Annotated in this window: 11 protein-coding genes; all 11 read right to left on the reverse strand. The window is 51.0% G+C overall.

Annotation, left to right across the window (positions count from 1 at the left end; all coding sequences use genetic code 11):
- Positions 1–24 precede the first annotated feature (24 nt).
- Positions 25–3,165, reverse strand: a complete 3,141-nt coding sequence (locus K9N75_RS07085) for an efflux RND transporter permease subunit (protein ID WP_224452396.1) — start codon at positions 3,163–3,165, stop codon at positions 25–27.
- Positions 3,162–4,679 (reverse strand): efflux RND transporter periplasmic adaptor subunit, encoded by a 1,518-nt coding sequence (locus K9N75_RS07090; RefSeq protein WP_224452397.1) that lies wholly within the window; start codon positions 4,677–4,679, stop codon positions 3,162–3,164. The genes K9N75_RS07085 and K9N75_RS07090 overlap by 4 nt, the downstream gene beginning before the upstream one ends.
- Positions 4,676–5,932 (reverse strand): TolC family protein, encoded by a 1,257-nt coding sequence (locus K9N75_RS07095; protein WP_008812797.1) that lies wholly within the window; start codon positions 5,930–5,932, stop codon positions 4,676–4,678. The genes K9N75_RS07090 and K9N75_RS07095 overlap by 4 nt, the downstream gene beginning before the upstream one ends.
- A 12-nt stretch (positions 5,933–5,944) precedes the next feature.
- Positions 5,945–6,316: a copper-binding protein gene (locus K9N75_RS07100; RefSeq protein WP_008812798.1), complete on the reverse strand. Its 372-nt coding sequence runs from the start codon at positions 6,314–6,316 to the stop codon at positions 5,945–5,947.
- 88 nt (positions 6,317–6,404) lie between these two features.
- Positions 6,405–6,830: a hypothetical protein gene (locus tag K9N75_RS07105; RefSeq protein ID WP_008812799.1), complete on the reverse strand. Its 426-nt coding sequence runs from the start codon at positions 6,828–6,830 to the stop codon at positions 6,405–6,407.
- A gap of 583 nt (positions 6,831–7,413) precedes the next feature.
- A complete protein-coding gene (gene galM, locus K9N75_RS07110) occupies positions 7,414–8,469 on the reverse strand; it encodes a galactose-1-epimerase (protein ID WP_064574616.1) in 1,056 nt (351 codons plus the stop codon).
- Positions 8,463–9,620, reverse strand: a complete 1,158-nt coding sequence (gene galK, locus K9N75_RS07115) for a galactokinase (RefSeq protein ID WP_039187061.1) — start codon at positions 9,618–9,620, stop codon at positions 8,463–8,465. Before galK ends, galM begins: the two co-directional genes overlap by 7 nt.
- Before the next feature lie 10 nt (positions 9,621–9,630).
- A complete protein-coding gene (gene galT, locus K9N75_RS07120; protein WP_008812802.1) occupies positions 9,631–10,680 on the reverse strand; it encodes a galactose-1-phosphate uridylyltransferase in 1,050 nt (349 codons plus the stop codon).
- Between the two features lie 22 nt (positions 10,681–10,702).
- Complete coding sequence (gene galE, locus K9N75_RS07125) at positions 10,703–11,719, reverse strand: UDP-glucose 4-epimerase GalE (protein ID WP_061060265.1); 1,017 nt, start codon at positions 11,717–11,719, stop codon at positions 10,703–10,705.
- A 272-nt stretch (positions 11,720–11,991) separates the two neighbouring features.
- Entirely contained in the window at positions 11,992–12,807 is an 816-nt protein-coding gene (locus tag K9N75_RS07130) for a CPBP family intramembrane glutamic endopeptidase (RefSeq protein WP_096081070.1), read from the reverse strand.
- Between the two features lie 107 nt (positions 12,808–12,914).
- A complete protein-coding gene (gene modF, locus K9N75_RS07135; RefSeq protein ID WP_224452398.1) occupies positions 12,915–14,381 on the reverse strand; it encodes a molybdate ABC transporter ATP-binding protein ModF in 1,467 nt (488 codons plus the stop codon).
- Positions 14,382–14,444: the final 63 nt, after the last annotated feature.

The following is a 14,444-nucleotide window of genomic DNA, read 5'->3' on the forward strand; positions in this document are numbered from 1 at the left end:
CAGTGCTTCGACGCGTGAGAGCCATCAGTCTTTAGGTGGCTGTTGCGCTTTTGCTGGGTGTAGCAATAAATATACCGCAGGGATCACCAGCATTGAGAGCAGAGGTGCGCTGACCATACCGCCAATCATCGGTGCTGCAATTCGTTGCATGACCTCAGAGCCCGTGCCGCCGCCCCACATTATAGGCAGTAAACCCGCCATAATCGTGGCTACCGTCATCACTTTCGGCCGTACTCGCAGCACGGCTCCTTCGTGTAACGCCGCCAACATTTGTCGATGAGTTAATGGTTGGTCACCTTGCTGATGTTTTTCAACGGCATGATTGAGGTAAAGCAGCATAATTACCCCAAACTCGGCTGACACACCCGCCAGAGCGATAAAGCCCACTGCACCAGCAACTGACAGATTATAACCTAGCAGATAAAGCAACCATACGCCGCCGATTAGGGCGAAGGGCAGGGTGCACATGATCAGCAGGGCATCACGGATCTTGCCAAAGGTGATGTAGAGCAGGACAAAGATGATCATCAACGTAAGCGGTAATACCATTTGCAGCTTGGCGCTGGCGCGTTCCATATACTCGAATTGCCCTGACCAGCTTAACGAAACGCCTTCAGGCAATTTCACCTGTTCTGCTACCACGCTCTGCATTTCTTCGACTGCTGATTTCAGATCGCGGCCACGGAGGTCAACGTACACCCAATCAGAAAGACGCGCGTTTTCGCTTTTCAACATAGGTGGCCCTTCGCTAATGCGAACCTGAGCTAAATCCCCCAGCGCGACCTGAGCCCCGCTCGCGGTAACCACCGGTAACGCTCTTAGTTTCTCAACGGAATCGCGAATTTCACGTGGGTAGCGGATATTGATAGGGAATCGTTCTCGTCCTTCGATAGTTTCGCCAATATTTTCACCGCCGATAACGCTCGATACCAACGATTGCAGTTCTTTGACGGTCACTCCGTAGCGAGCTGCTGCGATGCGATTAATATCAATATCGATATAGCGCCCGCCGGTCATGCGCTCAGCCAGCGCAGACGTAACGCCTGGTACCTTTTGTACTACGCGTTCAATCTGTTCGGCGACGTCCCCAATCTGCTGTAGATTATTACCGTTAACCTTGATGCCCACGGGGCTTTTTATGCCAGTAGATAGCATATCCAGACGGTTACGAATCGGAGGCACCCAGACATTGGCAATCCCCGGTACCTGAACGCGAGCGTCGAGTTCGGCAATCAGCGTGTCCATGGTCATGCCTTCGCGCCACTGTTCGCGAGGTTTAAAGAGAATCGTTGTTTCCAGCATGGTGAGCGGGGCGGGATCGGTGGCGCTCTCCGCGCGGCCAGCTTTACCAAAGACGCTTTCGACTTCGGGTACGGTTTTGATTAAGCGATCGGTCAGTTGTAACAGGCGACTGGCTTCACGGGCAGAAATACCGGGCAGCGCTGAAGGCATGTACAACAAATCACCCTCGTCGAGCGATGGCATAAACTCACTGCCTAATCGACTTAGCGGATACGCAGTGGCTAACAGCAATGCGGCGGCTATCACCAACGTGGTTTTAGGACGCGCCAGCACCCAATCTAATAACGGATGATAGGCTTTAATCAGCCAGCGGTTGATTGGATTCGCATTTTCATCAGGGATTTTTCCGCGAATAAAATAGCCCATCAGAACGGGGACTAGAGTAATACCTAAACCCGCGGATACCGCCATGGCATACGTTTTTGTGAAGGCGAGTGGAGAGAACATTTTTCCCTCCTGCGCTTCTAGGGCGAATACTGGAATAAACGACAAAGTAATAATCAGTAAACTGCAAAACAGCGCTGGGCCCACCTCGACGGCGGCTTTTTCTGCGATCTTCCAATACTCGGCGTTGCTTGGCGTGCGATTTTCATTTTCGTGTCGCCACTGTTCGAGCACCTTATGCATGTTTTCGATCATCACGATCGCGGCATCGACCATAGCGCCAATGGCGATAGCAATACCTCCCAGCGACATGATATTAGCGTTCACCCCCTGATAATGCATGATGACAAACGCTCCCAAAATCCCCAACGGCAGACTGATAATGGCCACCAATGCCGAACGGAAATGGAATAGGAATAGCGCACAAATCACAGCAACCACGATGAACTCTTCCAGCAGTTTATGCGAAAGGGTGTCAATGGCGCGTTCAATGAGCTGAGAGCGATCGTAGGTTGTTACGATCTTCACGCCGGGAGGCAGACTTTTTTGCAATTCCTGCAGTTTGTCTTTGACGGCATTGATGGTTTCAAGGGCGTTTTTACCCGAGCGCATCACGATGATCCCACCCGCGACCTCACCTTCACCGTTGAGTTCGGCTACGCCACGGCGCATCTCCGGCCCTAAACGTAATGTTGCAACGTCAGATAGCATCACAGGCACGCCGTTACGGTTAGCGATGACGACGTTACGGAAGTCGTCTAGCGATTGCAGGTAACCAGAGGTTCGCACCATATATTCCGCTTCACCCAGTTCCAGAACCGAACCGCCGCCTTCCTGATTCGCGGATTTAATCGCGGTGGAGATTTGATCATGGGTAACGTTAAGCGCGCGCATTTTCTCCGGCTGTAAGACAACCTGATACTGACGAACCATCCCGCCAACGCTGGCAACTTCGGAAACATTAGGCACTGTTTTTAGCTCATATTTCAGCGTCCAGTCCTGCAATGCACGCAAATCGGCTAGGCTATATTTTCCTGTGGTATCGGTTAGCGCATATTCATAAACCCAGCCGACGCCGGTGGCATCGGGGCCTAATGATGCCTTGGCCTCTGGGGGCAGCGTAGACTGTGCCTGACTTAGGTACTCCAACACGCGTGATCGTGCCCAATAAGGATCAGTGCCGTCGTCAAACAGTACATAAACGTAAGAGTCGCCAAACATGGAGAAACCGCGCACGGTTTTAGCACCGGGCACTGATAGCATGGTGGTCGTGAGCGGATAGGTCACTAGATTTTCAACCACCTGTGGCGCTTTGCCAGGGTAGCTAACGCGAATAATGACCTGCGTATCCGAAAGGTCGGGCAGAGCATCCAGCGGTGCCTTCTGTACTGCCCATAACCCCCACACCGCAAGGCCGATAGCGGCGAGTAGCACCAGCAGGCGATTTTTGAGCGACCAGCGTATTACGGAGGCGATCATGATTGGCCTCCCGACATGTCCATTTTCATCTCTGCTGGCATGATGTGGCGGATAACAATGCCATTTTCATCCATGCTAAAGCTGAAGTTGATATGGGAACCGAGTTGCACGCCTTCGGGCAGTTTTCCTCCTGGCAACGTGAAGTCCATGGTCATGGGACCCCATTTCAGAGCGGGTATAGCTTCATGGCTGATTGTCACATTTTCGCCATCCACCGCTTTAATCACGCCGGTTGTTGTGTACTGAGCGGTTTGTGATATTTCGGCTGATGCCGTATCTGTGGCAGGTTTGTCATCACTAAATTGGGGTAACGCGTTACGTAGACTGGCTTCGGAATCGAGCATGAACTGGCCAGAGGTCACGACAGACTGCCCGTCAGTGATGCCATCCTTGATTTCAACCCACTCACCTTGTGATTCACCGGTACGCACGGCAACCGGCGTAAAGTGTCCATTGCCGTCGCTTAACAGCAGGTGAGTATTTTCACCGGTAGTCATTAGTGCAGACTGTGGAACGGCCAATGCGCTGCGTTCATGACTGCTGACGCTGGCAACGTTTAAATACATGCCAGGTTTTAATTGCTGCTTAGGATTACTGAGTTCAATGCGCGCTTTTAGGTTACGGGTGGTTGCATCAAGTTCGGGCAACAGCTCGCTAACGCGTCCAGAGAAACTGACGCCCGGCCATGCGCTGCTGGTGGCGGTGACGCTATCGCCCAAGCGAAGCCTATCGGCCTGTGACTGCGGGTAATCAATGACAACCCATACCGGATCGAGACTTGCGAGTTCAAATAGTGGTTGAGCGGTTGCAACCTGCTGCCCTTCACGAACTTCTAGCTTGGAAACATAGCCGCTGCGCGGAGCCGCAATCGTCATGCGAGGTTGTACTTTGCCGCTGCGTTCTACCGCACGGATAACGCTTTCAGGCATAAACTGCAATGCTAAACGTTGGCGAGCAGCCTGAGTGAGCGCGTTATCACCCATTGCTCGGATTGCCAGATATTCTTGCTGAGCGCTGCTCCAACTCGGATTCCAGATGACGGCTAACGTTTCACCAGCTTTAACGCTTTGCTGCAAGGCTCTCACTTTTAACTGCTCGATAACTCCCGCGCTGGGAGCGGAGAGAGTGCTTAACGTGCGTTCATTGACCGCGACGGTGCCATAGGCTTTCAGATTACTGGTAAACGTATGGCGTTCAGCCACGGCGGTTTTTATGCCTAGATTTTGCTGCTGACGTGCGCTGATGCTGACGCCGTTATCGGATTCTGGTCCCGACTCATTGGCATAGCGCGGCACCAGCTCCATATCCATAAACGGGGATTTTCCTGGTTTATCGAATCGCTGGCCAGGAACCATGGGATCGTACCAATACAGCACTTTCCGACCATCATCTGAAGCCTGTTTAGTCGGCTCTACCCCATGAGAATTGCGGGACTGTGAGCCTAACGTGTAGCCTCCCCAGCCCGCGATGATCAAGGCAGCAACAATAGCGCTTAACGTAAATTTATTTTTCATAGTGCAGCCCCTTGCGGAATGAGATAGCGGATTGAGGCCCAGATTTTGGCCATTTCACGTTCGGCAGCCACGGAGGCTAATTCGCTTTCCAAGAGGTCGCGTCGACCACTCATCACTTCGGCTAAGGAACTGCTACCTGCACGATATTGGGCTTCCAGCAGACGAATTTTTTGTTGCTGTAGCGGTACGACTTCTTGCTGTTGGCGCTGCCAACGGTTTTGCGCCGCCTGATATTGGGCAATGAGAGTATCTAGCTGAGCGCGATGATCTCGCTGAATGAGCGTGAGCTGATCGTTAGCCTCCATGCTGCGAGACACGTCAGCGGCATAGTCTTTATCCTGACGTTTGGATTTAAACAGCGGCAGATCGACGGTAAACATAACGCCGGCCATATCCTCATAATCATCCCCACGTTTAGCGTAATAGACCTCGACTCCCACATCGGGCACGGCGGCGAGCGCAGTTTGCTCGGATCGGGCATGTGCAACGTCTGATTCACGTTTGGCCTGTAGCACTTCAGGATGGCGGTCGATAGCTTGAATGAGCACATCACGATCGGCAGGCAAGCGTTGATAGCGGGGCAGAGAACCCGCCGTGCGAACGTCGCTTTCGCCCGTTAGCTGCATCAGGCGAGCCTGCGCGACCTGTACATCGCGGCTGGCATCGGTGACCCGATCTTGCATCGCAGCTAAGGTGAGTTTGGCGTCAATGGCACTGCTCGGCGCACTACCGTTGGCAACGCTAGCATTTTGCAGTGGGAGTTGGCGTTGCCCTTCGCTGACCAATTTTTTGGCTTGCTCTTCGCTGCGCTGAGCTAATGCCAAATCGAGCCATGCTTGTGCGGTGTCTCGCTGTAGCTGAGCCCGAATGGCAAGCGAGTTAGCCGCTGTTTTAGCTGCTTCTGCGCGCAGGGTATCGGCCTTACGCTCTCGTTTTTCGCTGCTGACGTAGTCTTGCATAATGCCAACGCGCTGCATGGTCATCCCTTCACGCGTTAATCGTCGTCCGTTATCTCCGCCAACAGGGACGTTTTCGATACCAAACTTCAATTTAGGATCGGGAAGTTGAGTGGCAGAGTCAGCCATGTTTTCCAGTGCATTAACCTGATGCTGGTTAGCCGAGAGCGCCGCCGAGTATTTTTGGGCGGCATTCAGGGCTTCATCCAAGCTCAGGTTTGCCGCTTGAGAAGCGGCAGGCAGGAAAAACATCGCCGCCAGCCACGCCGCAATGCGGCGCTGCTTTCGGTTTTGCATGATGTTTCTCCGTTACTGAACTGGATGGATTTCAGTTAATTGATAACCAGATTCGGTTTGAATAAAGCTGAAATTCACCTTGCTATCGGGTGCAACAGGCTTAATGGCGGAGGTTGATGGCAGAGAAAACGTCATGGTCATTGCTGGCCAATGCAGTGCTGGGATAGGTGCATGGGTTAGCGAGACGCCGTTCTCTTGGCTCCAGCTTTTCACGGTGCCAGAAGAATGATAGACGGTAGTGTTAGTGTCATGATGCTGCATGCTGTCATGCATATTGCTCATGTCATGATGTTGGGTATTGGCAAGCAGCGGTGTAGACAGTGTCAGTGCAGACAGAACGGCGGTTGTCACGTAAAGGGCGCGGATATTGATGATATAAGACATAAAAATAACTCCTGTAAAAAAGACGAAAACCCGCTGTGTGTTGGTAAAAACAGCACAGCAAAACCACATTGAGGTTTTACGTCAGGAGTTATTCTCTAAAGCGACAAAAGCGTATTTCGGCTGGAGGTCCGATGGAGGGGGGCTGACGCCATTCGACATCGGCAGGTAGCTCAACGGCAGCAAGATCTATCGCCGCAATTTCAGTACTCACGGGGATAGCATGTAACGTTAACTGCGCTTCAGCATGATCTTGCTTCATGCTGTCCGGAGAACAGTGCTTCTCGCACATGGTTTCCGACACTTGCATGTGATGCGCCACTACGGCAGGGGCACCCTGCATATGGGTCACATGCTGGATCATCGGCGCAGGGCCATCGACATTCATATTGCATTGGTGACCCGCAATAGCCAATTGCGCATTCAGTAACGCCCAACAAGCAACTAACACAGTCGCCCACACGTTTCTCACGCGTAGGTTATGCATTCGTTGCTGAAGTTTGCTGCTGATAGACATGGGAATGGACAGTCACTCAAAAATAATCGGCTTCCAGTTTAGCGTTTAGCATCAAGAGTGAACAAGGGCTAGAGGGTAAAGAACTGTCAGGAGAGGATGTTTTTTAAAATCAGTAAGTTGATTTAACTTTTTTGTTACTGATGGGTAACTTTTAGGGCGCGTTGTGGTGAAATATTTCGTACGCCTAAAGCATCGAATATCACATAAGCCTTGTGCCGGCGTCCGAGTCGGCGAATCCTAGCCTTCATTCCTCACTTCGGCTGAAGAACAACGTGCCGGAAAAGGTCAACGTCAAAACAAAAAGCGTGGCCGGTTTTTAGTTTAAGTCTTCGTAGGGAGAGCCGGCACGACAGGGATGTCGTGACGGAGTTTGGGGCGCCCTGGATGGGCGATACCAAACCGGAGCGGAGATGGCATCTCGGATAAAAAGCGCGCGGATTGAAGGGGCGCGCTGGCGCCCCTCATCGGTCGCCTTCGCCAGCGGGTTCATGGAAACGCATTTGCTGACCGGCGAACGAAACATTTCACCGCAATCCCATAGAGGAACGCTCAGATGCCGCGAGTGTGCGCTACTGCCTAAAACTCACCCCTTCACCACAAACCAATATGTCGTTGCAGCCTGATACTTTTCACCTGGTTTTATAAAGCAATCTGGCTGCGGCCATTCAGGATGGTTAGGGGTATCAGGTAAAAACTCACTTTCTAACGCCACGCCGGCATAAGCCGCGTATTGTGCGCCACGGCGATCTGGCGTTCCTGCCAAAAAATTACCGCTGTAAAGCTGCAGGGCAGGGGCATCAGTAAATACCTGCATTTCAATTTTGCCATCGGCTGCGGTGAGGATCGCGGCTGGGTGGCTGCCGTTATGGCAGGTGTCATGCAACAGATAGGCATGATCGTAGCCTTTGACGCGTTGTTGGCAGCGATCTTTCAGCAGGTCTTGTTGCAACGTTTTGGCTTGGCGGAAATCCATGCCGCTACCGGTGACGTCGGTGAGGTCTCCGCAGGGGATACCATCGCTTTCAACCGGCAGGTATTTATCAGCAAACAACTGAAGTTTCTGCGCTAACGCATCGGTTGTTGAACCGTCGCCATCTAAATTGAAATAGGCATGGTTGGTTAAGTTTACCGGGCAGGTTTTATCTACGGTCGCCTGCCAGCTAATTTCAATACGGTTGTCTTCGGTTAAACGGTAGGTCGTTTGCACAGCAAGATGGCCAGGAAATCCCTGATCGCCATCGGCAGACTCCAACCGATAAGTGACGTGGTGAGTATCATGAGAAACGCGTTCCCAGCGGCGTTTGTCAAAACCTTCAGGACCACCGTGCAGGAGGTTTTCTCCTTGGCTTGGCTGCAAGACGATTTTCTCGCCTTGATAGACATATTGAGCCTTGGCAATACGGTTAGCATAGCGGCCCACGGTGGCACCGAAAAAAGCGCTTTGCTGAGTAAACTGTTCAGGTGTTTGGCAGCCGAGCAGTACCTCGCGCATGCTGCCATCGTTGAGTGCGATCTGACATGAGACCCAGGTAGCTCCCCAGTCCATAAAGGTTGCAACGCTACCGGACTTATTAGTCAACGTTGTGAATTGGAATGGTTCGCCATCAGGGCCTCGTGAAGATTCAGAGAAATTTAGCATACGCTGGCTCCCTGCGATGGGTAACAGACGTAGAAAGTCTCTTTAATCCCAGATTGCACCTGATATTCACGCTCAACGGTGGCACGGACTTCATCGACCAGATCCAGTGGCATCAGCGCAACAATACAGCCACCAAAACCACCGCCAGTCATACGAACGCCACCACGTTCGCCAATCACGTCTTTCACGATGTCGACTAATTTATCAATAGGCTTCACGGTGATTTCAAAATCGTCTCGCATGGAAGCGTGGGATTCAGCCATCAATGTTCCCATCAATTTGAGATCGCCCGCAGCGAGCGCTTTGGCAGCGGCTTCGGTGCGATCATTCTCCGTGATAACGTGGCGCGCACGACGAGCAACCAGAGGGTCAAGACCTGCCTGTTTGGCTTCGAATTCGGCCTGTGTAACATCACGAAGTGCTTTGACGTTGAAGTATTTTGCTGCGGCTTCGCATTGCTGGCGGCGTGTATTGTATTCGCTGTCAACAAGACCCCGTTTGACGTTGGAATTGATAATGACCACCGCAACGTCTTTTGGCATTGGTACGGAGTGGGTTTCGAGTGAACGGCAGTCAATCAATAAAGCATGCTTTTCTTCGCCTAAGGCCGAGATTAATTGATCCATAATCCCGCAGTTGCAGCCAACAAATTTGTTTTCCGCTTCTTGGCCATTTAGCGCTAGTTGCACGCCATCTAATGGTAAGTCATACAGCGCTTGAAATGCCTGCCCAACAGCAACCTCAAGCGAAGCAGAAGAACTTAATCCTGCGCCCTGTGGCACATTGCCGCTGATGACTAAATCAGCACCACCAAAGTTTGGGTTACGAATCTGCAAATATTTCACTACGCCGCGAACGTAGTTGCTCCACATTTTGGTGGGGTGGGATTCAAACGGCGCATCAAGAGAGAATTCATCTTGCTCATTATCATAGTCGGCGGCAATAACACGTACAGTACGATCGTCACGCTTGGCGCAACTAATCACCGTCTGATAATCGATGGCGCAAGGCAGTACGAAGCCATCGTTATAATCGGTGTGTTCACCGATCAAATTTACACGACCCGGCGCCTGCACGGTCATTGCCGGAGCATAGCCAAAATAACGGGTAAAAATATCCTGTGTCACACTAGCAAGTTGTTGCAGACTCATTTTCGTTTCCTTATTTGGCATTGGCTTCACGGTAATGGACGTCGCTAACGGCACGCAGACGTTCGGCGGCTTGCTCTGCGGTTAAATCGCGCTGAGTTTCGGCCAGCATTTCGTAGCCGACCATAAATTTACGCACGGTTGCGGAGCGCAACAGTGGGGGATAGAAATGCGCATGCAACTGCCAGTGTACACAGTCAATCTCATGGAACGGTGCACCGTGCCAGCCCATAGAATATGGGAAGGAACACTGGAAAAGGTTGTCATAGCGACTGGTCAATTTTTTCAACGCAACCGCTAAATCAGCCCGCTGTTCTTCATTGATATCAGTCATACGCAGCAGGTGTGTTTTAGGCAGTAACAGTGTTTCGAACGGCCATGCCGCCCAGTAAGGCACAACGGCGATCCAATGCTGAGTTTCAACTACGGTGCGGCTGCCATCGGCCATTTCACGCTTTGCGTAGTCCAACAGCATTGGAGAGTGATGCTCTGCGAAATAGGCTTGTTGTAAGCGATCTTCACGTGCGGCTTCATTTGGCAGGAAGCTGTTTGCCCAAATTTGACCGTGTGGATGCGGGTTTGAGCATCCCATCGCGGCACCTTTATTCTCAAAGACTTGCACCCACGGGTAGGTTTTACCTAGATCGGCGCTTTGCTGCTGCCAGGTTTTCACAATTTCTTCGAGTGCAGGCAGCGAGAGTTCAGGCAACGTTTTACTATGATCTGGCGAAAAACAGATGACGCGACTGGTGCCTCGTGCACTTTCACAGCGCATCAGTGGATCTTCATTTTGCGGAGCATCGGGCGTATCCGGCATCAGTGCGGCAAAATCATTGGTAAAAACATAGGTACCGGTGTAATTCGGATTTTTGTCTCCGGTGACACGCGTATTGCCCGCGCACAAAAAACAGTCGGGATCGTGCTGCGGTAGCTGTTGATTCGACGGTGTTTCCTGTGCACCCTGCCACGGGCGTTTAGCTCGATGCGGGGAGACCAACACCCACTGATCGGTCAATGGGTTATAACGGCGATGAGGGTGATCGACCGGATTAAATGTGGTCATTTTAGTCATGCTCCTTTGAATATTATTCTGGATAACCCTGTGGATTCTGTGACTGCCAGCGCCAAGTGTCCTGTGCCATATCGTCCAGAGTTCGGGTCACACGCCAGTCGAGGTCTTTATCTGCGCGAGTCGAGTCAGCCCAATAGGCGGCGAGATCGCCAGCGCGGCGTGGGGCAAAGTGATAATTGACTGGTTTTCCACAGGCTTTACTAAAGGCATTCACTACCTGCAAGACGCTATAACCCACACCTGCACCGAGGTTATAAATATGTACGCCAGGTTTATTGGTCATCACGTTTAGCGCGGCTAAGTGCCCATCAGCTAAATCGACAACGTGAATGTAGTCACGCACGCCGGTACCGTCTTCGGTGGGATAGTCATTGCCAAAAATAGCCAGAGAATCTCGGCGACCCACGGCAACTTGGGCAATATAGGGCATCAGGTTATTTGGAATTCCCTGTGGATCCTCCCCCATCAGGCCTGACGGATGCGCCCCAACGGGATTGAAATAGCGCAGCAGGCTGACGCTCCACTCAGGATCCGCGCGATGCAAATCCTCAAGCATTTGTTCAACCATCAATTTACTGCGTCCATACGGACTAGATGGGTTGCCAGTCGGGAAGTCTTCCACATAAGGGATTTTGGGCTGGTCGCCATAAACCGTCGCCGATGAACTGAAAATCATATTTTTAACGTTTGCCGCACGCATGGCTTCGAGTAAAACCAAGGTGCCGCTAACGTTATTATCGTAATACTCCAAAGGCTTTTGCACTGACTCGCCTACGGCTTTTAGCCCAGCAAAGTGAATAACGGAATCAACGCGGTTTTCAGCAAAAATGCGATCCAGCAATGCGCGGTCACGAATATCGCCCTGATACAGTGCGGGTGTCTTGCCTGTAAGCGTGTTGATGCGTTCTAAAACGCTGGCTTTGCTGTTGCAAAGATTGTCTAAGATGATTGGTGTATGCCCAGCGGCGATTAACTGAACACAAGTATGGCTGCCAATGTAACCGCTACCACCGGTGACTAAAACAATCATGATTCGCTCCTTTGGAACCTTCAATGTCATAAAGGTAGCATGAGAAAACCGTTAAAAAGGTGATCTATGCTAAATAAATGGAATCGTTTACACAACGATGTAAACGCCTAGTATTAGGACTAGCGTCCATTGTGAAGTGCGTAAGGTGGGTCTGCAAGCGCGGATTTAGCGTCGTGAAGTGGTAACGTTTACATTCAGTTCAATTGGGTTGGAAAAAGTGTCATGCGGTCATACAAAAGGAAAACTCTGTAAGACCGCTGATGACGACTCACTTAAGCGTGGTACATCGGGTAGGTAAAGAACAGCAAATGGATAAGGTTAAGCCCGAAATGGAAGAGGGTTGCGACCCAGAGTCGACCGCTCCACATCCAAGCTATACCATAGATTACGCCCGCTAACCCAGCAAAAACCACCATCAGCCAACCGCCGGCATAATGAGCTAAACCGAAAATAACCGCAGTGATTAGCAGAGCCGGAAGATGGCCTAACCATCCGCTTAAACGTTGTTGTAGATAACCACGAAATAGAGCTTCTTCGGCCAGAGAGACAAAAAAGAGATTAGCCAGCGCAAATTGCCAAATCCAACTTGGCTGATGCAATTCAATGCGTAAGCCACCCAAAGCAACGGCGATAAGTAGCAAAGTAGGTACGCTGATACCCAATAGCAGCCAGTTCCAGTATGGACGAGAAGCGGTTGAGGAGGTGCGGAACAGCGTTGGCAATGCCAGCAGTAAGATAAATGGCACCAACGCTTTATCGAAATTGTAATACATTGAGAACGGCGCACTGTGCGGGCCTGCAATGACCTTATCGAGAATTTTTGGGTTATTGAAGCCAGGAACCAGATGCAGAAAGAGTACGACGGCAGCCAAGACTAATAAGACTTCGCTGTTGAATCCCCCTTTTTGTTGGTTCTCCCAGCGATATCGAGCTACGCCAGCCAGAGCGACAACGGCCATAAAGCCGAGTGCATTAAAGTTTAATATGCCTTGGCTAAAAGCGAGAGCGGTGGCGGATAGGAGCAAGAAAGCGGATAGCTGTCGTTGAAACGAAAGTACGGCTAATGAAGCAGCAAGTGCACCCCACATAGGTAATTCCCTTAATATCTTATAGTTGAAGCCGAATGATAACACAGGGAAATTATTTAACTGCTCTGAGAAGCGGGCTTCGGTAAAAGAGGAAGCCCGCATGATAATTAGATGCGATCTGTTTGATAGTGATAAGTATCGCCAGTGGGCACAAAAGTGAGACGGTGAGTAATACAATCGGGTGCATCTTCTGGATGATGGGAGACAAACAGTAATTGGCTGTTGCCATCTTTCATCAGAATATCAATCCAACGTTTGACCAACTGACGGTTGAGTGGGTCGAGCCCTTGCAATGGTTCATCCAAAATCAGCAACACGGGATGTTTGACTAAAGCGCGGGCAATCAGCGCCAAGCGCTGCTGTCCCCAAGAAAGATCGTGAAATGGGTGATGACTTAAAGTACGCATGCCCAGTAATTCTAGCCATTGATCGGTGAGTTTTTCCTGTCGATCTGAGGTGGCTTGGTAGATACCAATCGAATCCAGAAAGCCGGACAAAATGACATTGCGCAAGCTAATGCTAACGCGATACTCCAGATGAAGATTACTGCTAACGTAACCGATGTGTTTTTTGATATCCCAAATGGTTTCACCACTGCCACGACGACGACCAAATAACGTGAGTTCGTTGCTGTAGCCTTGCGGATGATCGCCAGTAATCAAGCTTAAAAGCGTTGATTTTCCAGCGCCATTGGGTCCGACAATCTGCCAATGTTGATCGGGATCGACCTGCCAATCCAAATGATTGAGGATCGGGAGATCGTTGTACTGCACGACGCCGTCTTTGAGAATGATTCGTGGCTGATCGTTAGGTAATCGATCTTGCCTAGTGGGATCTTCAGTCTCAGGCAGCTGCATGCCATCAAGTTTTTCACTGTGGGCTAACTGGGCGACGAGCGCCTGAGAAAGTACTTCTGTGCGACTCCCTACCTGAGTGAGTTCGCATTCCGCCAAAACGCCAACGTGTTGTATAAAATCAGGAATATCGTCAAAGCGATTAAGCACTAACACGGTGGTGACGCCTTGGGCATTTAGCTCTTGTAGCATTTGTGCCAACTGGGCGCGTGAGTTGATATCCAGCCCATCAAAAGGTTCATCTAACACCAACAAATCGGGCTGTGACATCAGCGTTTGGCACAGCAGTGCTTTGCGCGTTTCACCGGTAGAAAGATACTTAAAACGTCGTGCTAGAAGTGACTCGATGCCAAACTGAGCGGCTAATTGTTCGCAGCGCTGCGCATTTTTGATATCTGATTGAATGATTTCAGCCACGGTGCGGCCAGTATCGTCTTCGCCTTCGCTGAGCATATCGGTGTTATTACGCTGCCACTCGTCGCTGAGTAGTTTTTGTAATTGCTCGAAAGAGAGCCTGATACTATGTACAAACTGCGATTCTGTTTGGCCGTTCAACAGCGGTAGTTCCTGCGTTAAAGCACGTGCTAACGCCGATTTTCCGCTGCCGTTTGCCCCGACGAAAGCCCAACTTTCACCAGAGTGGATGATCAGGCTGGGTAAAAACAGCGTGCGGGTATCGCTGAGGCGAAATCGTGCCTGTGCAAAGGTTAGCGAGGTCATACGGCTCCCAATATCGTCATTTTTTAGTTACTAGGGATAAGCAGAACGTGAGAGAGAGTCAAG

The sequence above is a fragment of the Hafnia paralvei genome (assembly GCF_020150375.1).
GTDB classification, from domain to species: domain Bacteria; phylum Pseudomonadota; class Gammaproteobacteria; order Enterobacterales; family Enterobacteriaceae; genus Hafnia; species Hafnia paralvei.